Origin of the sequence: Streptomyces sp. NPDC059957, from assembly GCF_042730015.1 — a bacterium.
Lineage (GTDB): Bacteria > Actinomycetota > Actinomycetes > Streptomycetales > Streptomycetaceae > Streptomyces.
In genome coordinates this window covers 76,033-95,588 of sequence record NZ_JBHWMB010000002.1, presented here as the reverse complement: position 1 = coordinate 95,588, position 19,556 = coordinate 76,033, and the positions used below count along the sequence as shown (strand labels likewise).

Below are 19,556 nucleotides of genomic sequence, written 5' to 3'. Positions count from 1 at the left end.
CTCCCGTCTGCCTCGTGGATAGAGTGCTGCCCGGGGCGGAGCCGTAGCGCAGAGGTCGTCGCGCGCGGTCTCCAACATCGCGAGGACGCCGGTTCGAATCCGGCCGGCTCCGCCTTCCCGCCGCCCCCCGCGCTCACCCCCGCTAGCCTTCGATCATGAAGCTCACCAAGCGGCTGCACTCCTGCGTCCAGCTGGAGAAGGACGGGCTCGTGCTCGTCATCGACCCGGGCGCCTTCAGCGAAGCGGACGCCGGACTCGGCGCCGACGCCCTGCTCGTCACCCACGAGCACCCCGACCACTTCGAGGAGGGCCGGCTGCGCGCCGCCCTCGACGCGAACCCGGCGGCGGGGCTGTGGACCCTGCGCAGCGTCGCGGAGAAGCTGGCCCCCGCCTATCCGGGCCGCGTCCACACCGTGGGCCACGGGGACACCTTCACCGCGGCCGGCTTCGACGTGCAGGTGCACGGCGAGCTGCACGCCGTGATCCATCCGGACATTCCGCGGGTCACCAACGTCGGCTACCTGGTCGACGGCTCGCTCTTCCACCCCGGCGACGCGCTGACCGTGCCGGACGCCCCCGTGGACACGCTGATGCTCCCGGTGCACGCCCCGTGGAACAAGATCTCCGAGGTCGTTGACTACGTCCGCGCGGTCAAGCCGCGCGTGGCCATCGACATCCACGACGCCTACCTCGCGGACCTCGCCCGACCGGTCTACGACTCCGCCCTGAACGCCCTCGGCGGCTCCCCGCACACCCGACTCACCGCCGGGGACACGGCCGACCTTTGACTGTCGGTGCCGGGCGGTAGGTTGGACGGCATGCGTATCGCCACGTTCAACGTCAACTCGATCACCGCCCGGCTGCCGCGCCTGCTGGCCTGGCTGGAGAGCTCCGCCGCCGATGTCGTGTGCATCCAGGAGACCAAGTGCTCCGCGGAGCAGTTCCCGTACGAGGAGCTGCGCGCCCTGGGCTACGAGTCGGCGGTCAACGCCACCGGCCGGTGGAACGGCGTGGCCCTGCTCTCCAAGGTGGGCCTGGAGGACGTGGTCGTCGGGCTGCCCGGCGGGCCCGACTACGAGGGGGTCCAGGAGCCCCGCGCGATCTCCGCCACCTGCGGCGGGGTGCGCGTCTGGTCGGTGTACGTGCCCAACGGGCGCGAGGTCGAGCACGACCACTACGGCTACAAGCTGGACTGGTTCCGGGCCCTGTCCACCGCCATCGCGGAAGACGCGGCGGGGGAGCGCCCGTTCGCGGTGCTCGGTGACTTCAATGTCGCCCCGACCGACGAGGACGTCTACGACCCGGCGGTCTTCGAGGGCCTCACCCACGTCACCCCGGCCGAGCGGGCCGCCCTGGAGCAGCTGCGGGCGGCCGGGCTCTCCGACGTCTTCCCGCGCGCGCTCAAGTACGACCGGCCGTACACCTTCTGGGACTACCGGATGCTGGCCTTCCCGAAGAACAGGGGCATGCGCATCGACCTGGTCTACGGGAACGAGGCCTTCGCCAAGGCCGTCACCGACTCCTACGTGGACCGCGAGGAGCGCAAGGGCAAGGGCGCCTCCGACCACGCGCCGGTCGTCGTCGACCTGGAGGTCTAGGGGGCGCCTAGCCCTCCCCGATCTGTCACAGTCCGCGCGCGCCCAGTCGCCCGGCCGGGATCCGGGTGTCAGGCTGGCTCCATGAACATCCCTTTCCTGGCCAACTGGATCAATCGACACGAAGCGGAACCGGGTGCGGGACTCGCCGCGGCCCTCGCGGACGATCCCGAGGGCATCAACGAGATGTTCGCGGAATGCGAGATGCTGCGCGCCCACGCGCGCTCGGCCGGGTTCGAACTCGACGAGAGCCCGGGCTCGTTGGAGAAGATCGACCAGCTGATGCCGCGCTGGCGCCGGGATCCGGAGATCACGCCGTGGCTGGGCAACGACGCGGGCTTCTACCTCGGGACGGTGATCATCCGCTCCGTCCCCGGCGCCGCCTGGCAGGTGTGGCCCAACGGCCAGCCGATGATCCGGCTGGCCTCGGGCCGCGAACTGAACGTGGTCGAGTCGGGGGTGTCCTGGGCGATGACGGGATCCCCCGAGCTCAGCCAGGCCTACGCCGAGGCCTCGGAAGGCTGAGACGGGGCCACGTAAGGCTGACCTCGCGGGCCTTTATGCGGCTTTTAGGCGTGTCGCGGTGAAGTGCCCTTCCCCGGCTGGATAGTTTGCGCTGACCTCGACACACCGACAAGTGGGCAGGGCAGCGTATGGCCGTCGATCCGTTGATCGAGCTGCGGGACGTCAACAAGCACTTCGGACAACTGCACGTCCTCCAGGACATCAACCTCACCGTCGGCCGCGGGGAGGTGGTGGTGGTCATCGGCCCCTCCGGCTCCGGCAAATCGACCCTGTGCCGGGCGATCAACCGACTGGAGACGATCGAGTCGGGCACGATCACGCTCGACGGCAAGCCGCTGCCTGCCGAGGGCAAGGAGCTCGCCGCGCTCCGCGCCGACGTGGGGATGGTCTTCCAGTCCTTCAACCTCTTCGCGCACAAGACGGTCCTCGCCAACGTCTCCCTCTCCCAGATCAAGGTCAGGAAGCGCAAGAAGGAGGAGGCCGACAAGCGCTCCCGCGAGCTGCTGGAGCGGGTGGGCCTCGCGAACCAGGCCGAGAAGTTCCCCGCCCAGCTCTCCGGCGGCCAGCAGCAGCGCGTGGCCATCGCCCGCGCCCTCGCCATGAACCCCAAGGCCCTCCTCTTCGACGAGCCCACCTCCGCGCTCGACCCGGAGATGATCAACGAGGTGCTGGAGGTCATGCAGCAGCTCGCCGCGGAGGGCATGACCATGGTCGTGGTCACCCACGAGATGGGCTTCGCCCGCTCCGCCGCCAACCGCGTCGTGTTCATGGCCGACGGGAAGATCGTCGAGGACCGGACCCCGGAGGCCTTCTTCACCGCCCCCGAGAGCGACCGGGCCAAGGACTTCCTCTCCAAGATCCTCAAGCACTGAGGGGCGGCCCGATGAGACAGCTTCCGACGAACGCCCCGCGCACCCGGGCCAGGGCCCCGCGCGCCAGGCTCCTGCCCGCCCTCGCCGCCGCCCTCGTCCTGCTGGGCGCCCTCGCCGGCTGCGGCAAGTCCGGCAGCCCGCCGGTCAAGGGACCGCAGCCCGAGGACCTGCCCGTCTACCAGGTCGCCACCGGCTTCCAGCTGCCCGACTCCCCGACCTGGACGAAGGCCAAGAAGCGCGGCCACCTGGTGGTCGGCGCCAAGGAGGACCAGCCGTACATGGGGGAGAAGGACCCCGCGAGCGGCCGCTACTCCGGCTTCGACATCGAGATCGCCAAGATGATGTCGGCCTCGCTCGGCTTCGACCCCAAGACGATCGAGTTCAAGACCATCGCCTCCGCCAACCGCGAGACGGCCCTGCAGAACGGCCAGATCGACTACTACGTGGGCACCTACACGATCAACGACAACCGCAAGAAGCAGGTCGGCTTCGCCGGCCCCTACTTCATGGCCGGCCAGTCCCTGCTCGTGCGGAAGGGGGAGACGGACATCAAGGGCCCCGAGGACCTCGACGGCAAGAAGGTCTGCTCGGCCGCCGGCTCCACCCCGTACCAGCGGCTCCAGAAGGAGTTCCCGCGTGCCGTCCTCGTCGCCTACGACACGTACTCGGTCTGCGTGGACAACCTGCTGACCTACCAGGTCGACGCCGTCTCCACCGACGACTCCATCCTCCTCGGCTACGCGGCCAAGGTCCCCGAGGAGCTCAAGGTGGTCGGCAAGCCCTTCTCCGAGGAGCCGTACGGCATCGGCGTGCCGCGCTCCGACAACGCGCTGCGCTTCGCACTGGACGACGCCCTCGCCGCGAACGAGAAGAACGGCAACTGGAAGAAGGCGTACGAGGCCACGCTCGGCCTCTCCGGCCAGCCCGCGCCCGCGCCGCCCGCCATCGACCGCTACCCGGCGAGCTGAGGGGAGAGCGCACCGCCATGGACGTACTCACCGAAAACTTCTCGCTCTACGGGAAGGGCTTCCTCGGCACCGTGGAACTCACGGTCTACGCCTCCCTCCTGGCCCTGGTCCTCGGCTTCCTGATGGCCTCCTTCCGCGTCGCCCCCGTCGGCTCCTTCCGGGTCTTCGGCACCGTCTGGGTGACCATCCTGCGCAACACCCCGCTCACCCTGCTCTTCTTCGCCGTCCTGCTCGGCCTGCCGCGCTTCGGCCTGGTCCTGCCCTTCCAGCTCTTCGCGGTGCTGGCCCTGGGCTGCTACACCTCCGCCTTCATCTGCGAGGTCCTGCGCTCCGGCATCAACACCGTGCCCAAGGGCCAGGGCGAGGCGGCCCGCAGCCTGGGCATGTCCTTCGGGCAGACCCTGGGCACGGTCGTACTGCCGCAGGCCTTCCGGTCAGTGATCCCGCCCATCGGCTCCACACTCATCGCGCTCGCCAAGAACTCGGCGATCGCCGGGGCCTTCAGCGTCACCGAGCTGCTGGGCACGTACAAGACCCTCAACGAGCTGGGCTACAGCATCATCTGGACCTTCGTCTGGATCGCGGTGGGCTACCTGATCATCACCCTGTCCATCAGCGCGCTGTTCAACGTGCTCGAAAAGCGCTACGGAGTCGCCCGATGACCGCGCACGCGCTCCACGGTGACCTGGAGTCCACCGCCCTCTACGACCTGCCGGGCCCGCGCGCCCAGCGCCGCCACTTCTTCTACGGGATCGCCTCGACGGCCGTCATCCTCGGGCTGCTCGGCTGGCTGCTCTACCTGCTCTTCGACACGGAGCAGTTCACCGCCGCCAAGTGGAGCCCCTTCACCTACAAGGGCATCCAGGAGCTGCTGCTCAAGGGCCTGTGGAACACCCTCAAGGCCTTCGCCTACGCCTCGGTGCTCTCGCTCCTGCTCGGCGCGGTGCTCGCGACGGGCCGGCTCTCGGTCCACCGGCCGGTGCGCTGGCTGTGCACGCTGTGCGTGGAGTTCTTCCGGGCCATGCCGGTGCTGGTGATGATCTTCTTCATCTTCGTGGCGCTCAAGGTCCAGCCGCTGCCCGCGCTGGTCGCCGGACTGACCCTGTACAACGGCTCGGTGCTGGCCGAGGTCTTCCGGACGGGCATCAACTCGGTGGAGAAGGGCCAGCGCGAGGCCGCGTACGCCCTGGGCATGCGCAAGACCCAGGTGATGACCTACGTCCTGGCCCCGCAGGGGGTCCGGGCGATGCTGCCCACGATCATCAGCCAGCTCGTGGTCGCCCTCAAGGACACCTCGCTCGGCTACCTGATCACCTACGAGGAGTTCCTGCACGCGGGCAAGCTGATCGCCTCCAACCTCGACTACGACCTGCCCTTCATCCCCGTCGTGATGATCATCTCGCCGATCTACATCGGGATGTGCATGCTCCTGTCCTGGTTCGCCACCTGGGTGGCCCGGCGCGAGCGGCGCAACCCCAAGACCAAGGCGGTCGACATCGACATCGACGTGGCCGACCCCGGAACGGCGCTGCCGGGCCGGATCTGACCCGGAGGGCGTACCCCCCAGAGCCACACCCGGCCCGGCAGCAGCCGCGGATCACTGCTCGCGCAGCGGCACCGAGACGTACGAGGGATCGGTGCGCGGCGAGGAGAAGGTCAGCTGCCCGCCGGTCGGGTTGTGCTCGATGTACAGCGCGTCGACGGTGTCGACGACGACCGCGAGGCGGTGCCCGGCCGGGACGTCGTAGGCGGTGGAGAAGAGCTCCAGGTCCACGCCGAAGGACTGCCCGGCCGGCTTTCCGTGGAAGGTGTACGGGGCGTTGCTGATCAGCTTCCCGATGCCGAGCGGGCCCACGTCGTAGAGGTACGCGACGAAGGTGCCGTCGGACTTCGAGGGCGTGACGGTGGTGTGCAGCCTGACCGTGCCGCGGACGCGGCGCTCCTCCTCGTAGCGCGGCGACTGCCAGACGGCGGCGAAGGCGCGGGGGAGCAGCGGGATGGAGGCGGTGGGCGGAGCCTGGGCGATCTGGTCGAGCAGGCTGGAGAGCATGACGATCCCGCCGTTGGCGCCGGAGTCGATGCCGGTGAACAGGTGCTCGCTGTCGGAGAGCAGCAGCTTCTCGGCGCCGCCGGAGCCGACCGACTTCCAGTCGGCGTAACCCTCGTACCCGCCGTTGCTGCGGGGCTTGATCTGGACGGGGGCCTCGGCGTCGACGCCGTTGGCCGTGCCCTTGAGGTAGCGGTCGAACCAGCGGTGGGCGTTGGTCCAGGTGTCGTTGGGCAGTCCGAGGAGCCCGGTGGCCTCGGCGGTGGCGTGGTCGCCGGGGCGGAACTCCAGGCGCTTGGGACCGGTCAGCTTCTCGAAGAACTTCGCGTACTGGTTGGGCGGGAAGATGGTGTCGCCCCAGGCGTTGCCGAGCATGATCGCCGCGCCGTTGGCGTTGATCGCGTCCACCTTCTCGGCGGCCGAGCGCTTCTTGCCCCACTCGATCATCTGCGGTTCCCGGTCCAGCTTCGAGCCGAGGAAGTCGCCGAGGATCTGCTGGAGTTCGGGGCCGGGGCGCCCGGTGAGGAAGCCGGCGCCGCCGAGCAGGGCGGCGGCCTGGAGGTGCTGGGTGCGGCCGGAGTAGATGGACTCGATGAGATCGGCCCAGCCGCTGAGCGCGACCACGGCCTTGATGCGCGGATCGCTCGCGGAGGCCAGCAGGCTGATGCCCGCGCCGTACGAGACTCCGCCCGTGCCGATGTGAGCGGCGTCGGCCGGGGTGTTGGCGAGCGCCCAGTCGATGACGGCGGAGACGTCCGCGATGTCCTTCGGGCCGGCGGTCTCGATCTCGCCGCCGGAGAGCCAGAAGCCGCGGGAGGTGTAACTGACCACCACGTAACCGGAGTCGGCGAGCTTCTTGGCCTGGGCGATGTATTCGATCTGGGGCATGCCCCAGCTGGTCGGCAGCACGATCAGCGGGTACTTCGCGCCGGCCCCGGCGCCCGCCGGGGTGAAGACGTTGCCCTTGAGGGTGATGCCGCCGGAGCCGGGGATGTCGTGGAAGGTGATCGCCGACGAGGCTGCGGAGGCTTCCGAGACGGCGGTGGTCGTACGGGCGGGAGCCGCCTGGGCCTGATGGGGGGCCAGGCCCAGGGCGGCTGCTGCCAGTACGGCTGCCATGGCAGTCGCGGTGCTGGTGGTGCGGACGGTACGGACCATCGATCGCTCCTCGCGTGTGCCGGGGGTGTCAAAGTGACCCGACGGTAACGGGAGGGGCTTACCGGAAGTAACCCGTGAGTAAGTTACGTGCCGGTAACGATTGAATGATGGTCAACTTCACGGAAGGGGGGGAGGGGCGGATGAGGGGAGGGGCTGCGGCCCCGCCGCGCTCAGCCGACCTGCGGGGTTCCGGCCGCGGCGCTCTTGCCCTGCCACTGCTCCCAGCTCAGGTTCCACTCGCCGTAGCCGTTGCCGAGGTCCGGGTTGCCCTTGGATCCCTGGCCCACGACCTCGAACGGGTCGCCCACCTGGGCCGCCGCGAAGAAGGCCTTGGCGTTCTCGTCGCTCATCCCCACGCAGCCCGAACTGGTGTTGGCACGGCCGAAGTTGGCCGTGTTCCACGGTGCGGAGTGCACGTACATGCCCGACCAGGTCAGCCGGATCGAGTAGTCGACCATCTTGTCGTAGGAGTCGCCCAGGCCCACCGTCTGGGAGTCCATCCGGATGGTGCCCTCCTTCGTCATCATCACCAGCTTCCCGTTCCAGGAGGCCTTCTTGCCGCCGGGCGTGCCCGCCGAGATCGGAATGGTGTTGACGACTTCGCCGTTCTCGGTGACCGTCGCCTTCTTCGTGTCGAGGTTCACCTTCACCTCGCGGTCCTTACCGATCTTGAACTCGGTGGTGTAGTCCTTGACGAACATCCCGCCCCCGGGGCCGGAGTCGACCCCGTTCAGGTTCATCTGGACCTTCACGTCGGTGCCGGACTTCCAGTACTCCTTGGGCCGCCAGTCGACGCGGTCCTTGCCCGAGTAGTCCGTGATCCAGCCCCACGAGCCCTCGGTGGCGTTCGAGGTGGTGACCTTCAACTGCTTCTCGACCGCGGCCTTGTCCTTCACCGGGTTGTCGAAGACGATCGAGACCGGCATGGCCACGCCCACGGTGCTGCCCTTGGGGATGTTGATCGAGACCTTGTTCACCTTGTCGGGAGCCGAGGTCTTGAACGTCGTCGTGGCGCTCTGGCTGTCCGTGTTCTGGGCCTCGACCTTGTAGTCGGCCGAGGGCAGGGCGTTGCCCTGTGAGGTCCAGGTCTTCCCGTCGGCGGATATCTGCCCGGCCAGCTCACCGCCCTTGGCATCGGTGACCTTCACCGTCGCGAGCTTGCCCTCGGCGATCGTCACGGTCACCGGCGCCCCCGCCTTCACCTGGCCGCCGGCGAGGTTCACCGAGACCGCCATGGCCGGCTTCTCCTTCAACTCCGCCTTGGCTCCGCCGCCCGCGGCGGCGCCACCGCCACCACAGGCGGCCAGCGAAGCGGCCAGCAATGCGGTGCCGGCCGCCACTGCGGTGCGGCTGCGTACAGAGAAGACCCGGCGTGTGCGGCTCAACGAAAACCCCTCCGAAGTAATGATCGTCCGCAAAAGAAGATGCGAACGGAACGACTCTAGGTTGCGGGAGATCAGGAAAACTTCAGGAATTCCTGTGTGACATGGACCGCAGCGATACGGTCATCGTCCGGTCACAATCGCCGGACACGGCGGTCACGGGCGCCTGTGAGAGTCCTGTACATCCACCGATTCGGACGTACTCAGGACGTACAGGAAGGCCGGTCAGCCGTGTGTGCACTGCTCGTGACCCCCACCCAGCAGCACCAGACCCGGAGCCGGGACAGGGAGCTCACCGTGCGCCCGCTGTCCGTTCCGGAATATCAGGCATTCCTTTTCAGGCATGGCCGGGCCAGCTTCCTCCAGTACCCGTCCTGGGGCAGCGTAAAGGACCTTTGGCGCTCCGAAAGGGTCGGATGGCACTACCCCGGCGGTGAAATAGAGGGTGCCGGTCTCGTTCTCTATCGCCAATTCCCCGGGACCCGCAAATACTTCGCCTACCTCCCCGAGGGGCCCGTCGCGGACTGGGCCGACCCCGACATCGACCGCTGGCTGACCCCCCTCAAGAACCACCTCAAGGCCTCCGGCGCTTTCGCCGTGCGCATCGGTCCCACCCCCGCCTACCGCCGCTGGGACGCGGCCACCGCCAAGGCGGGCACCGGCCCGGGCCGGCAGATCTCCGACGTGCTCGCCACCGAGGTGGACCCGGTCGGCGCCGCGCTCGCCGACCGGCTGCGCACCCGCGGCTGGAAGCGCTGTGGAGGCGAGGACGACGGCGACGCGCAGCCCCGCCACGTCTTCCGCGTACCGCTCGCCGGGCGCACCCTCGACGAACTGTGGTCGGGCCTGAACCAGGAGTGGCGGCGCAATGTGCGCAAGGCCACGAAGGCGGGGGTCGAGACGGTCATCGGCACCGCGGCCGACCTGCCCGAGTTCTACGGGCTGCTGCGCATCACCGAGGAGCGCGACGGCTTCCGGCTCGGCCGCTCGCCGGCGTACTACCAGCAGCAGTACGAGGTCCTGAACGCGGAAGAGCCCGGCCGCATGCGCCTCTACCTGGGAGTTCACCAGGGCGAGATCCTCGCCGCGCACACCATGATCGTGGCCGGCAGCCGGGTCTGGTACCAGACCGGCGCCTCCGCCGACCACCGCCGCGAGGTCCGCCCCAGTAACGCCCTGCAGTGGCGCATGATGTGTGACGCACATGCACTCGGAGCGGACGAATACGACATGCGCGGGGTACCCTCCACCCTCGACCCCGACGAACGTTCCTTCGGGCTGCTGCGCTGGAAGCTCGGCACCGGCGGACAGGTCGTCGAAACCCTCGGCGAGTGGGAGACCTCCATGGACGGATACGCCAACACGGCCCTCTACAAGGCGTTCCAGGCGTACATGGCCCGCCGGTGACCCTCGCAGACCCCAGAACGGCCGACACCCCGGCCGCGACAGAGACCGGCACCGACCGCGCGGCACCGAAGAAGACCTCGGTGCTGCGCAGCGGCGCGCTCATGGCCGCCGGCTCGATCGTCTCCCGCGCCACCGGCTTCGTCCGCTCCTCCGTGATCGTCGCCGCGCTGGGCACCACCCTGCTCGGCGACGGCTACGCGGTCGCCAACACCGTCCCGAACATCCTGTACATCCTGCTCATCGGCGGCGCCCTCAACGCGGTCTTCGTCCCCGAGCTGGTCCGCGCCGCCAAGGAGCACGAGGACGGCGGCGCCGCCTACACCGACCGGCTGCTCACCGTCTGCACGGCCGCGCTGCTGGTCCTCACCACCGCCGCCGTACTGGCCGCCCCGCTCATCGTCGCGGCGTACACCGGCTACAGCGGCGGCCAGGAGTCCACGACCGTGGCCCTGGCCCGCTACTGCCTCCCGCAGATCCTCTTCTACGGGCTGTTCACCCTGCTCGGGCAAGTGCTCAATGCCCGAGGCCGGTTCGGCGCCATGATGTGGACCCCGGTCCTCAACAACCTCGTCGTTATCGGCGTGTTCGGGCTCTTCCTGTACCTCTCCTACGGCGCGGGCGACGGCCTCAGCGCCTCCGAGACCCGGCTGCTGGGCATCGGCACCACCGCCGGCATCGTCGTCCAGGCCCTCGGCCTGATCCCCTCGCTGCGTGCCGCCCGCTTCCGCTGGCGCCCCCGCTTCGACTGGCGGGGCAGCGGCCTGGCCCGCCCCCTGCGCAACGCGGGCTGGCTCGTCCTGCTCGTCCTGACCAACCAGATCGCGTACTGGGTCGTCACCCGGCTCTCCACCGCCACCGGGGCGCACGCCGTCGCCGAGGGCCTCGCCGGCGGCGCCGGATACACCGCCTACAGCAACGCCTACCTGCTGTGGATGGTCCCGCAGGGCATCATCACCGTCTCCCTCGTCACCGCCCTCATGCCCCGGATGAGCTCCTCCGCCGCCGACGGTGACCTCGCGGCCGTGCGCAAGGACGTCTCCTACGCGCTGCGCTCCACCGCCGCCCTCGTCGTCCCGGCCGCCGCGCTCTTCGCCGCGCTCGCGCCCTGGGTGATCGGCAGCGTCTTCGAGTACGGGCGCACCGGTCCCGCCGACGTCGCCGTCATGGCCGGCATGCTCGCGGCCTTCGCACCCGGCCTGATCGCCTACTCCGCGCAGTACGTGCTCTCCCGCGGCTTCTACGCCCTCTCCGACACCCGGACCCCCTTCTTCCTCAACCTCACCATCGCCGCACTCAACGCCGGGCTCTCGGTCGCGGCGTACCTGGTGCTGCCGTCGCGCTGGGCCGTCACCGGCATGGCCGCGGCCTGCTCGATCGCCTTCACCGCGGGCGCGGCCGTCACCGCGTACGTCCTGTCCCGGCGGCTCGGGCCGCGCACGGGGACCCGTACCCAGCGCAAGAACACCGCCGTACGGACCCACCTGCGGCTTCTCGCCGCCTGCACCCCGGCCGCCGCCGCCGGGTACGCGGCCGCGCGTTCCCTCGACCGGATCGGGAACATCGAAGGTCCGCTCGGGAACTTCGCCGGGGTCGCGGTGGGAACCACGGTGATCGTCCTCGTCGTCCTACTCCTCGCCCGCCCCCTGCGGCTCGCGGAGATCACCGACCTGCTGGACTCCGTACGCCGCAAGACCGGTCGCCAGGACAGGCGCTAGGAGTCGCCGTCCCCGGCCGGACCCACTGCCGGCCGCCGCCGTACATATCGGCCGAAAGCGGGAGGGGACCGATCGACGACCCTGGAATACTGACCCGATGCCACGCGTACTGCTGATCGAGGACGACCCTTCCATCAGGGAGGGCGTGGGTCTCGGCCTGCGCCGCAGGGGCCACGACGTGAGCGCCGCCGAGACCGGCGAGGCCGGACTCGAACTCATGGCGAGCTTCCACCCCGAGCTCGTCCTGCTCGACCTCATGCTGCCCGGCATCAACGGCGTCCAGGTCTGCCGCCGGATCCGCGAGACCAGCCAGGTGCCGATCATCATGCTCACCGCACGCGGGGACGACTTCGACATAGTCGTCGGCCTGGAGGCCGGCGCCGACGACTACATCGTCAAACCCGCCCGCACCGAGGTCATCGAGGCCCGCATCAAGGCCGTGCTGCGCCGCCTCACCGAGCCCGCCGGCGGCCGCCCCGACGTGGAGTTCCACGGCGAGCTGGCCGTCGACCGCGCCGGGCTCACCGTCGCCAGGAACGGCGAGCGGCTGCCCCTGGCCCCCAGCGAGATCAAGCTCCTGCTGCACCTGTCGGCCTCGCCCGAGCAGGTCTTCTCCCGCCAGCAGCTCCTCGAATACGTGTGGGAGCACAGCTACCACGCCGACGCCCGGCTGGTGGACGCCTGCGTACGCCGCCTGCGCCACAAGATCGAGAACCCCGACGGCGCCCCCCGCTACATACAGACCGTGCGCGGCTTCGGCTACCGCTTCGGCCCGCTGTAAGCGGCGCGCATGAGACGCTTCGCCCCCCTGGGCCTGCGCACCCGGCTGATCGCCGCCTTCCTGCTGGTCGCCGCCATCTGCGCGGTGAGCACGGCCGCACTCACCTATCAGCAGGCCCGCAACGCGATCCTCAAACAGAGCCAGGACACCGCCGTCAGCACCCTGCGCGACCTGGTCGACTCCCAGTACACCCAACTGCCCATGGGACAGCAGGAACTCCAGCGGCTCGTCGCGGAACTGGGCAAGCGCGGCCAGCCGCACCCCTGGATCGTCTACGGGGAGTACGGAAAGCTCCGCGCCTCCTCGAACCAGGGCGGCGCGCCCGTCTCCGCCTCCGTCAGCGAACAGCTCCGGGGCCAGGTGAAAGCCCACCCGCACGGGGCCTTCCAGCGTACGAAGGACCGGAACGGCAACCTCTCCCTGGTCGTCGGCATGCCCGCCGTCTTCAAGTACAACGAGGTCTACGAGCCCACCGGCGCCGTCTTCTACGCGGTCGTGCCCCTGGACACCGAGCAGACCACCGTGGAGGCCCTGGTCGCCGCCGCCAGAATGGGCGCCGTACCGGGCCTGGCGATCTCCGTGATCCCCGCCCTGCTCGCCGCGCGCAGCGTCCTGAGGCCCGTACGGGACATGCGCAAGGCCGCCCAGCGGCTGGGCCGCGGCCGGCTCGACACCCGGATCGAGGTGCGCGGAGCCGACGAACTCGCCGGACTCGCCCGCACCTTCAACGAGACGGCCCGCGCCCTCGAACAATCGGTCAGCGAACTCCGGGAGGCCGAGGCCCGCGCCCGCCGCTTCGCCGCCGACGTCTCCCACGAACTGCGCACCCCGCTCGCCGGGATGCTCGCCGTCACCGAGGTCCTCGACGAGGGCGCCGAGGAGCTCGACGCCGACACCGCCAAGGCGCTGCGCCTGATCAGCGCCGAGACCGGGAAGCTCGCGGTGCTCGTCGAGGACCTCATGGAGATCTCCCGCTTCGACGCCCGCGCCGCCGAGCTCAACCTCGACGAGGTCGACGTCGCCGAGACCGTCACCAAGACCCTGGAACGCCGCCACTGGACCGACGGGCGGGTCAGCACCGAGCTGCCCCCGGACGTCCGCGCCCGGCTCGACCCGCGCCGCTTCGACGTGGTCCTCGCCAACCTCGTGGGCAACGCCCTCAAGCACGGCGGCGCCCCCGTACGGGTCCGCGTCCGCACCGAGGCCCGGCCCGAGGGCGAGCGGCTGCTCGTCGAGGTCGCCGACAGCGGGCCCGGCATCGCCCCCGAGGTGCTGCCGCACATCTTCGACCGCTTCTTCAAGGCCGACGCCGCCCGCACCCGCTCCACCGGCAGCGGCCTCGGTCTGGCCATCACCCTGGAGAACGTCCGCCTGCACGGCGGCACCCTGCACGCCGCCAACGGCCCCGGCGGCGGCGCGCTCTTCACCCTCGACATGCCGCTGGAGGCCCGCGTATGAACCGGGTGCGCAAGGCCGCGGCCGCGCTGACCGTCCCCCTGCTGCTCGCCACCGGCTGCGGCATCGCCACCACCGGGGTCGTCGAGAGCGGCAGCGCCGGGACCGTGAAACTGGCCACCGCCCCGGACCCGGGCCTGGTGTACTTCATCGCGCCCGACGGCGCGCTCGTCCCGCTGCCGGTCTCCGACCGGACGCAGCGGCCGGACCTCGGCTTCTCGATCGGGATGCTGCTGGAGGGGCCGAGCGAGGCCGCGCGGGAGGCCGGTCTGACCACCGCGATCCCGGCGGCGGACCCCAAGAACCCGTTCGGCGCGGAGTACGTCCGATCCGGCGTCAAGTCCGACGGTGACGGGAAGACCCTCCGCGTCGTGCTGCCCATCCCGGCCGAGCCGCTGTCAGGCCCGGCCCTGCGCCAGCTGGCCTGCACGGCTCTCGCCGCGGTGCGCACCAGTCCGGCCCCCGAGATCATCATCATCGGCTCCGACGAAAAGCAGCGGAGCGCCGTGTGCGAGGTCAGGCCGGAGCGCTGAGCCCCGGCCGGGCGCACGGCTCGCCGCTCCCGCGGCGCGCGGGACGGCAGACCCGGCGCCGGGCCCCGCCCCCCGCGGGTCATCTTGCGGGCCGGGCCGCTCCCCGCCACCGTGTGGCGCATGGACCAAGGACCGGCCCCCGATGTCTTCGACCCGCGCCTCTACGCCGAAGGCGTCCCGTACGAGCGCTACCGGCTGCTGCGCGACCACCGCCCGGTGGCCTGGCAGAGCGAGCCGGAGGTGCTCGGCTGGCCCGCCGGCCCCGGCTTCTGGGCCGTCACCCGGCACGCCGACGTGGTCCGGGTCCTGCGCGACCACCGCACGTACTCCTCACACCTGGGCGCCACCCAGATCCGCGACCCCGACCCGGCCGACCTGCCCTTCCTGCGGCGCACCATGCTCAACCAGGATCCCCCCGAGCACGGGACCCTGCGCCGCACCGTGGCCCGCGCCTTCACCCCGGCCCGCGTCGACGCCTTCGCCGCCCGGGTCCGCGGCCGCGCCCGTACGCTGCTGCGGGCCGCCCGTGACGGCGCCGAGGGCGGGGCCGCCGACCTGGTGCGCACCGTCACCGACGAGTACGCGCTGCTGAACCTCACCGACCTGCTGGGCGTCCCGGCGGCCGACCGGGGGCTGCTGCTGGAGTGGACGGTACGGATCATCGGATACCAGGATCCCGAGGACACCCCGGCTCCGCTGCCGGGCCCGGACGGGAAGCCGCTGAACCCGCGTTCGCCGGCGCTGCTGGGGGAGATGTTCGCGTACGCCCGCGAACTGGCCGCCCACAAAAGGGCCCGCCCCGGCGACGACGTGATGACGGCCCTCGCGCTCGCCGGACTTCAGGACGCGGAGCTGGAGATGTTCTTCTTCCTGCTCACCGTCGCGGGCAACGACACCGTGCGCAGCGCCGCGCCCGGCGGCCTGCTCGCCCTGGCCCGCGACCCGGACGCCTATGCCCGACTCGCCGACGGCAGGGCCCCGGTGGACCGGGCCGTCGAGGAACTCCTGCGCGTCCATCCGCCGGTGCTGAGCTTTCGCCGCACCGCCGCCGCCGACACCGAGCTCGCCGGAGCACGGATCCGGGCCGGGGACAAGGTGGTGGTCTTCCACGCCTCCGCCAACCACGACGAGCGCGTCTTCGCCGCCCCCGGCCGCCTCGACCTCGGCCGGACCCCCAACCCGCACGTCTCCTTCGGCGACGGCCCGCACGTGTGCCTGGGCGCGCACTTCGCCCGGCTCCAGCTCCGCGTCCTCTACGAGGAGTGGGTCGCCGCCATGCCGGTACCGGAACTGGCGGGCCCACCACGCCGGTTGGTCTCGAACTTCATCAACGGGATCACACGGCTGCCGCTGCGGGTGTCCGGGCCGCCACGGTGACGTCCGCCACCAGCTCGGTCACATCGGGCCCGTAGGCGTCTGAGTTGATCACCTTCAACAGCACGCAGAACGACTCGTGACCGTACCGGCGGGCCAGTCGGACATGGTGCTTGGCCAGGTACCGGGCGGCGGCCTGGTTGCTGTTGGCGGTCTGGCCCGACAGCAGGAACACCGGCCGCGAGCCCTGCCCGTTCGTCAGCCGCGCCAGCACCACGTACTCGACCTGTCCCTTCACCCAGCGGTACGCCTCCCCGCCGATCCGGATGGCGGCGCGGTCCGGATGGCCTGACGGGAGACCGATGTCGGTCTGCACCCCCGGCAGCATGGAGGCCAGGTGTGCGGTCGTGCGGACATTGGAGGTCGGCCCGCCCACGCAGAACTCCGCCCGCTCGCCGAAGCCCTGGCGGGCTCCGTCGTGGGTGACGATCTGGACGTTCGCCCCGCAGTCCTTGATCAGGGCGGATATCTCCAGCAGGGCGAAGGCATCGTTGCGGTGCAGCGAGGAATCGGTGCCGCCCATCTGCCGGTTGACCACGAAGAGGCAGTCGGAGCCGGTCGGGAGCCCGAAGAAGGCCTGCTTGCGGCGCAGGGCACGGTGCCACAGGTAGGTCCGGGCGAACCAGCCGATCCCGCCACTGAACGCGGTGGCCACCACCCCGAGCACGATGTTGCGGAGGTCGTCATTCATGCGGCGGATGGTAGTCGTCACGCCGCCTTCATGACGCGGTGGGTGCAGGGAAGTTACGCTGCCGCTCCAAGGTCTGACAGGCAGTCGACTGGAGGAACCGAATGCGTGGTCCCGCCGCACGTCAGTTAGCGCTCGTCGCGCTTGCCGGTGCGCTCGTCTCGACCGGGGCGGACGCCCCGCCGTCACTGACGGACACCCCGGCCAAGGTCCCGGTCGCCAGCGGATACGGCGGGGCCGTCGCCAGCGTCGACGCCGACGCCAGTGCGGTCGGCATCGCCGTCCTGCGCTCCGGGGGCAACGCCGTGGACGCCGCCGTGGCGACGGCCGCCGCGCTCGGGGTCACCGAGCCGTACTCCGCCGGCATCGGCGGGGGCGGCTACTTCGTGTACTACGACGCCCGGTCCGGCCGGGTGCACACCATCGACGGCCGTGAGACGGCCCCGGCGACGGCCACCGCCGCGCTGTTCCAGGAGAACGGCCTGCCGATCCCCTTCGCCGAGGGCCAGACCAGCGGCCGCGGCGTCGGAGTCCCCGGCACCCCGGCGACCTGGCAGAGCGCGCTGGAGTCCTGGGGCACCCGCCCGCTCGGCCAACTCCTCAAGCCCGCCGAGAAGCTGGCCCGCGAGGGCTTCGCCGTGGACTCCACCTTCCGGGCCCAGACCGCGTCCAACGAGGCCCGGTTCAGGGACTTCCCCGACACCAGGAAGCTCTTCCTGCCCGGTGGGGCCCTCCCGGTGGTCGGCTCCACCTTCAAGAACCCCGACCTGGCCGCCACGTACGCCGAGCTCCGCCGCAAGGGCGCGGGCGCGCTCTACCGCGGCCCGCTGGCCGAGGACATCGTCCGGGCCGTGCGCACGCCCCCGGTGGACCCGGCGGCCACCCGAGTGGTCCGCTCCGGCGATCTCACCACCGGGGACCTGCGTGCGTACGCGACCAAGCGGCAGGACCCGACCCGGGTCGGCTACCGCGGCCTGGACGTGTACAGCATGGCCCCGTCCTCCTCCGGCGGGACCACCGTGGGCGAGGCGCTGAACATCCTGGAGCGCAGCGACCTCGGCGAGCTCACCGAAGCCCAGTACCTGCACCGCTTCATCGAGTCCTCCCGGATCTCCTTCGCCGACCGGGGCCGCTGGGTCGGCGACCCGGCCGCCGAGGACGTGCCCACCAAGGAGCTGCTCTCGCAGCGCTACGCGGACACGCGCGGCTGCCTCATCGACCCGGCCAAGGCGCTGACCAGCCCGCTGGCTCCCGGTGATCCCCGCAATCCGGTCGCCTGCGGCGGCGGCGGGCAGGCCGCCCCGACCACGTACGAGGGGGAGAACACCACGCACCTGACCGTCGCCGACCGCTGGGGCAACGTGGTCTCCTACACGCTGACCATCGAGTCGACCGGCGGCAGCGCCATCACGGTCCCGGGGCGCGGCTTCCTGCTCAACAACGAGCTGACGGACTTCTCCTTCGCCCCGGCCGCTCCCGGCGTTCCCGACCCCAACCTGCCGGGCCCCGGCAAGCGGCCGCGCTCGTCGATGTCCCCGACCATCGTGCTGGAGCACGGACGCCCGGTGCTGGCGCTGGGCTCCCCGGGCGGGGCGACCATCATCACCACGGTGCTCCAGACCCTGACCGGGCACCTGGACCGCGGGCTGCCGCTGGTCGAGGCCATCGCCGCGCCGCGGGCCAGCCAGCGCAACCAGACCACCACGGAACTGGAGCCGGGCCTGTGGAACAGCCCGGTCCGCGCCGAGCTGGAGGCCCTAGGGCAGGGCTTCCGGCAGAACCCGGAGATCGGCGCTGCCACCGGGGTCCAGCGGCTGCCCGACGGGCGGTGGCTGGCCGCGGCCGAGACGACCCGGAGGGGCGGCGGCTCGGCGATGGTGGTGCACCCGAGCCGGGAGCGGTAGCCCGGGGCGGACCTTGGTGAGGCTTACAGGGCGGTGAGGATCCTCGGACCGGCGGCGGTGATCGCGACCGTGTGCTCGGAGTGCGCGGCGCGGCTGCCGTCGACGGTCCGCAGGGTCCAGCCGTCGGCGTCGCAGGCGTAGTCGTCCGTACCGCCGGCGATCAGCATGGGCTCGATCGCGATCACCATGCCGGCGCGCAGCTTCGTACCCCGCCCCGCCGGGCCCTCGTTGGGGACGCCCGGCTCCTCGTGCATGGAGCGTCCGACGCCGTGGCCGCCGAAGCCGTCGGGGATGCCGTACCCGGCGGCGCGGCAGACGCTGCCGATGGCGTGGGCGATGTCGCCGACGCGGTTGCCGGGCCGGGCGGCGGCGATGCCCGCCGCGAGGGCCGCCTCGGAGGTCGCGATGAGCCGCAGGTCGGCGGGGCGGGCCCGGCCCACGGTGAAGCTGACGGCCGCGTCGCCGACCCAGCCGTCCAGTTTCGCGCCGCAGTCGATGCTGACGAGGTCGCCGTCGCTCAGCCGGTAGTCGTCCGGGATGCCGTGCACGATCGCGTCGTTGACGGAGGCGCAGATGACGGCAGGGAAGGGGACCGGCGCGAACCGCGGCCGGTAGCCGAGGAAGGGCGAGCCGGCACCGGCCTCACGGAGCACCTCGCGCGCGACGAGGTCGAGCTCCAGGAGGGACACCCCCACGGCGGCCCGGTCCCGGACGGCGGCGAGGGCGTGTGCGACGACGCGGCCGGCGGCGCGCATCTGGTCGATCGATCGGTCTGTCTTCAGTTCCACCATGCCAATAACTATACCGGTATAACTGTAACGGGATACTTATTGGGCTCCAGGGTAGGATGGGGACATGGTCCGTACCCCCCTCACACCCGAAGAGCGCGAGCGCGGCGAGCGGCTGGGCGCCCTGTTGCGCACGGCCCGCGGTGGCCGCAGCATGGTCGAGGTCGCGGCCAGCGCCGGGCTCTCCGCCGAGACCCTCCGCAAGATCGAGACCGGCCGGGCCCCGACCCCGGCCTTCTTCACCGTCGCCGCCCTCGCCGGGGCCCTGGGGCTGTCCCTGGACGAAGTGATGCGGCGCTGCGCCCTCGTGCCCGTGTGAGGTCAGGGGCGGCGGGCGGGCCGCGGCCGTTCGGCCGCCGGGCCC

19 protein-coding genes and 1 tRNA gene are annotated in these 19,556 nt (G+C 71.0%); 16 read left to right on the top strand and 4 right to left on the bottom strand.

Annotation, left to right across the window (positions count from 1 at the left end; translation table 11 throughout):
- The first annotated feature begins 37 nt into the window (after positions 1 to 37).
- From ACFWBW_RS01930 to ACFWBW_RS01895, 8 genes are all read left to right on the top strand, one after another.
- Positions 38 to 112: transfer RNA gene (locus ACFWBW_RS01930), tRNA-Trp, on the top strand.
- A 43-nt stretch (positions 113 to 155) separates the two neighbouring features.
- Positions 156 to 788, top strand: coding sequence for an MBL fold metallo-hydrolase (locus ACFWBW_RS01925; RefSeq protein WP_385367543.1), 633 nt, complete (start codon positions 156 to 158; stop codon positions 786 to 788).
- 30 nt (positions 789 to 818) lie between these two features.
- On the top strand, positions 819 to 1,598 hold the full coding sequence (locus ACFWBW_RS01920) for an exodeoxyribonuclease III (protein ID WP_385367542.1): 780 nt from the start codon (positions 819 to 821) through the stop codon (positions 1,596 to 1,598).
- A gap of 81 nt (positions 1,599 to 1,679) precedes the next feature.
- Entirely contained in the window at positions 1,680 to 2,120 is a 441-nt protein-coding gene (locus tag ACFWBW_RS01915) for a DUF6278 family protein (protein ID WP_385367541.1), read from the top strand.
- A 128-nt stretch (positions 2,121 to 2,248) separates the two neighbouring features.
- Complete coding sequence (locus ACFWBW_RS01910; protein WP_385367540.1) at positions 2,249 to 2,992, top strand: amino acid ABC transporter ATP-binding protein; 744 nt, start codon at positions 2,249 to 2,251, stop codon at positions 2,990 to 2,992.
- Between the two features lie 11 nt (positions 2,993 to 3,003).
- Positions 3,004 to 3,960, top strand: a complete 957-nt coding sequence (locus ACFWBW_RS01905; RefSeq protein WP_385367539.1) for a glutamate ABC transporter substrate-binding protein — start codon at positions 3,004 to 3,006, stop codon at positions 3,958 to 3,960.
- 17 nt (positions 3,961 to 3,977) lie between these two features.
- Positions 3,978 to 4,622, top strand: coding sequence for an amino acid ABC transporter permease (locus tag ACFWBW_RS01900; protein WP_274550219.1), 645 nt, complete (start codon positions 3,978 to 3,980; stop codon positions 4,620 to 4,622).
- On the top strand, positions 4,619 to 5,506 hold the full coding sequence (locus tag ACFWBW_RS01895) for an amino acid ABC transporter permease (protein ID WP_385367538.1): 888 nt from the start codon (positions 4,619 to 4,621) through the stop codon (positions 5,504 to 5,506). The genes ACFWBW_RS01900 and ACFWBW_RS01895 overlap by 4 nt, the downstream gene beginning before the upstream one ends.
- 51 nt (positions 5,507 to 5,557) lie before the next feature.
- Here ACFWBW_RS01895 and ACFWBW_RS01890 read toward each other — a convergent pair whose 3' ends face one another.
- Together ACFWBW_RS01890 and ACFWBW_RS01885 are read right to left on the bottom strand one after the other, a co-directional pair.
- Positions 5,558 to 7,165 carry a CocE/NonD family hydrolase gene (locus ACFWBW_RS01890; protein ID WP_385367537.1) on the bottom strand — a complete coding sequence of 536 codons (1,608 nt, stop codon included), beginning with the start codon at positions 7,163 to 7,165 and terminating at the stop codon, positions 5,558 to 5,560.
- Positions 7,166 to 7,335: 170 nt separating this feature from the next.
- Positions 7,336 to 8,550: an Ig-like domain-containing protein gene (locus ACFWBW_RS01885; RefSeq protein ID WP_385367536.1), complete on the bottom strand. Its 1,215-nt coding sequence runs from the start codon at positions 8,548 to 8,550 to the stop codon at positions 7,336 to 7,338.
- A 228-nt stretch (positions 8,551 to 8,778) separates the two neighbouring features.
- Between ACFWBW_RS01885 and ACFWBW_RS01880 the strand changes: the two genes are divergently transcribed.
- The 6 genes from ACFWBW_RS01880 to ACFWBW_RS01855 all read left to right on the top strand — a co-directional run bounded on the left by ACFWBW_RS01880 (position 8,779) and on the right by ACFWBW_RS01855 (position 15,815).
- Positions 8,779 to 9,954: a lipid II:glycine glycyltransferase FemX gene (locus ACFWBW_RS01880; RefSeq protein WP_385367535.1), complete on the top strand. Its 1,176-nt coding sequence runs from the start codon at positions 8,779 to 8,781 to the stop codon at positions 9,952 to 9,954.
- The gene (gene murJ / locus ACFWBW_RS01875; protein ID WP_385367534.1) at positions 9,951 to 11,669 is read left to right on the top strand and encodes a murein biosynthesis integral membrane protein MurJ; all 1,719 of its coding nucleotides are present in this window, start codon (positions 9,951 to 9,953) and stop codon (positions 11,667 to 11,669) included. Before ACFWBW_RS01880 ends, murJ begins: the two co-directional genes overlap by 4 nt.
- Before the next feature lie 97 nt (positions 11,670 to 11,766).
- Complete coding sequence (locus ACFWBW_RS01870; RefSeq protein WP_385367533.1) at positions 11,767 to 12,450, top strand: response regulator; 684 nt, start codon at positions 11,767 to 11,769, stop codon at positions 12,448 to 12,450.
- A gap of 9 nt (positions 12,451 to 12,459) precedes the next feature.
- Complete coding sequence (locus ACFWBW_RS01865; RefSeq protein WP_385367532.1) at positions 12,460 to 13,908, top strand: ATP-binding protein; 1,449 nt, start codon at positions 12,460 to 12,462, stop codon at positions 13,906 to 13,908.
- Entirely contained in the window at positions 13,905 to 14,438 is a 534-nt protein-coding gene (locus tag ACFWBW_RS01860; protein ID WP_385367531.1) for a hypothetical protein, read from the top strand. The genes ACFWBW_RS01865 and ACFWBW_RS01860 overlap by 4 nt, the downstream gene beginning before the upstream one ends.
- A gap of 120 nt (positions 14,439 to 14,558) precedes the next feature.
- Entirely contained in the window at positions 14,559 to 15,815 is a 1,257-nt protein-coding gene (locus ACFWBW_RS01855) for a cytochrome P450 (protein WP_385367530.1), read from the top strand.
- Here the strand turns inward: ACFWBW_RS01855 and ACFWBW_RS01850 are convergent.
- Complete coding sequence (locus tag ACFWBW_RS01850) at positions 15,775 to 16,503, bottom strand: hypothetical protein (RefSeq protein ID WP_385367529.1); 729 nt, start codon at positions 16,501 to 16,503, stop codon at positions 15,775 to 15,777. The genes ACFWBW_RS01855 and ACFWBW_RS01850 overlap by 41 nt on opposite strands.
- Positions 16,504 to 16,604: 101 nt before the next feature.
- On the opposite strand from ACFWBW_RS01850, the gene ggt reads away from it, so the two are divergent.
- Positions 16,605 to 18,404 carry a gamma-glutamyltransferase gene (gene ggt / locus ACFWBW_RS01845; RefSeq protein ID WP_385367528.1) on the top strand — a complete coding sequence of 600 codons (1,800 nt, stop codon included), beginning with the start codon at positions 16,605 to 16,607 and terminating at the stop codon, positions 18,402 to 18,404.
- Between the two features lie 23 nt (positions 18,405 to 18,427).
- Here ggt and map read toward each other — a convergent pair whose 3' ends face one another.
- On the bottom strand, positions 18,428 to 19,195 hold the full coding sequence (gene map, locus ACFWBW_RS01840) for a type I methionyl aminopeptidase (protein ID WP_385367527.1): 768 nt from the start codon (positions 19,193 to 19,195) through the stop codon (positions 18,428 to 18,430).
- A 64-nt stretch (positions 19,196 to 19,259) separates the two neighbouring features.
- On the opposite strand from map, the gene ACFWBW_RS01835 reads away from it, so the two are divergent.
- Positions 19,260 to 19,511 carry a helix-turn-helix domain-containing protein gene (locus ACFWBW_RS01835; protein ID WP_243339177.1) on the top strand — a complete coding sequence of 84 codons (252 nt, stop codon included), beginning with the start codon at positions 19,260 to 19,262 and terminating at the stop codon, positions 19,509 to 19,511.
- Positions 19,512 to 19,556: the final 45 nt, after the last annotated feature.

Bases quoted from the DNA above. Each gene is read 5' to 3' on its own strand.
- ACFWBW_RS01925 (WP_385367543.1), top strand. From the start codon at position 156: ATGAAGCTCACCAAGCGGCTGCACTCCTGCGTCCAGCTGGAGAAGGAC.
- ACFWBW_RS01920 (WP_385367542.1), top strand. From the start codon at position 819: ATGCGTATCGCCACGTTCAACGTCAACTCGATCACCGCCCGGCTGCCG.
- ACFWBW_RS01915 (WP_385367541.1), top strand. From the start codon at position 1,680: ATGAACATCCCTTTCCTGGCCAACTGGATCAATCGACACGAAGCGGAA.
- ACFWBW_RS01910 (WP_385367540.1), top strand. From the start codon at position 2,249: ATGGCCGTCGATCCGTTGATCGAGCTGCGGGACGTCAACAAGCACTTC.
- ACFWBW_RS01905 (WP_385367539.1), top strand. From the start codon at position 3,004: ATGAGACAGCTTCCGACGAACGCCCCGCGCACCCGGGCCAGGGCCCCG.
- ACFWBW_RS01900 (WP_274550219.1), top strand. From the start codon at position 3,978: ATGGACGTACTCACCGAAAACTTCTCGCTCTACGGGAAGGGCTTCCTC.
- ACFWBW_RS01895 (WP_385367538.1), top strand. From the start codon at position 4,619: ATGACCGCGCACGCGCTCCACGGTGACCTGGAGTCCACCGCCCTCTAC.
- ACFWBW_RS01890 (WP_385367537.1), bottom strand. From the start codon at position 7,165: ATGGTCCGTACCGTCCGCACCACCAGCACCGCGACTGCCATGGCAGCC.
- ACFWBW_RS01870 (WP_385367533.1), top strand. From the start codon at position 11,767: ATGCCACGCGTACTGCTGATCGAGGACGACCCTTCCATCAGGGAGGGC.
- ACFWBW_RS01865 (WP_385367532.1), top strand. From the start codon at position 12,460: ATGAGACGCTTCGCCCCCCTGGGCCTGCGCACCCGGCTGATCGCCGCC.
- ACFWBW_RS01860 (WP_385367531.1), top strand. From the start codon at position 13,905: ATGAACCGGGTGCGCAAGGCCGCGGCCGCGCTGACCGTCCCCCTGCTG.
- ACFWBW_RS01855 (WP_385367530.1), top strand. From the start codon at position 14,559: ATGGACCAAGGACCGGCCCCCGATGTCTTCGACCCGCGCCTCTACGCC.
- ACFWBW_RS01850 (WP_385367529.1), bottom strand. From the start codon at position 16,503: ATGAATGACGACCTCCGCAACATCGTGCTCGGGGTGGTGGCCACCGCG.
- ggt (WP_385367528.1), top strand. From the start codon at position 16,605: ATGCGTGGTCCCGCCGCACGTCAGTTAGCGCTCGTCGCGCTTGCCGGT.
- map (WP_385367527.1), bottom strand. From the start codon at position 19,195: ATGGTGGAACTGAAGACAGACCGATCGATCGACCAGATGCGCGCCGCC.
- ACFWBW_RS01835 (WP_243339177.1), top strand. From the start codon at position 19,260: ATGGTCCGTACCCCCCTCACACCCGAAGAGCGCGAGCGCGGCGAGCGG.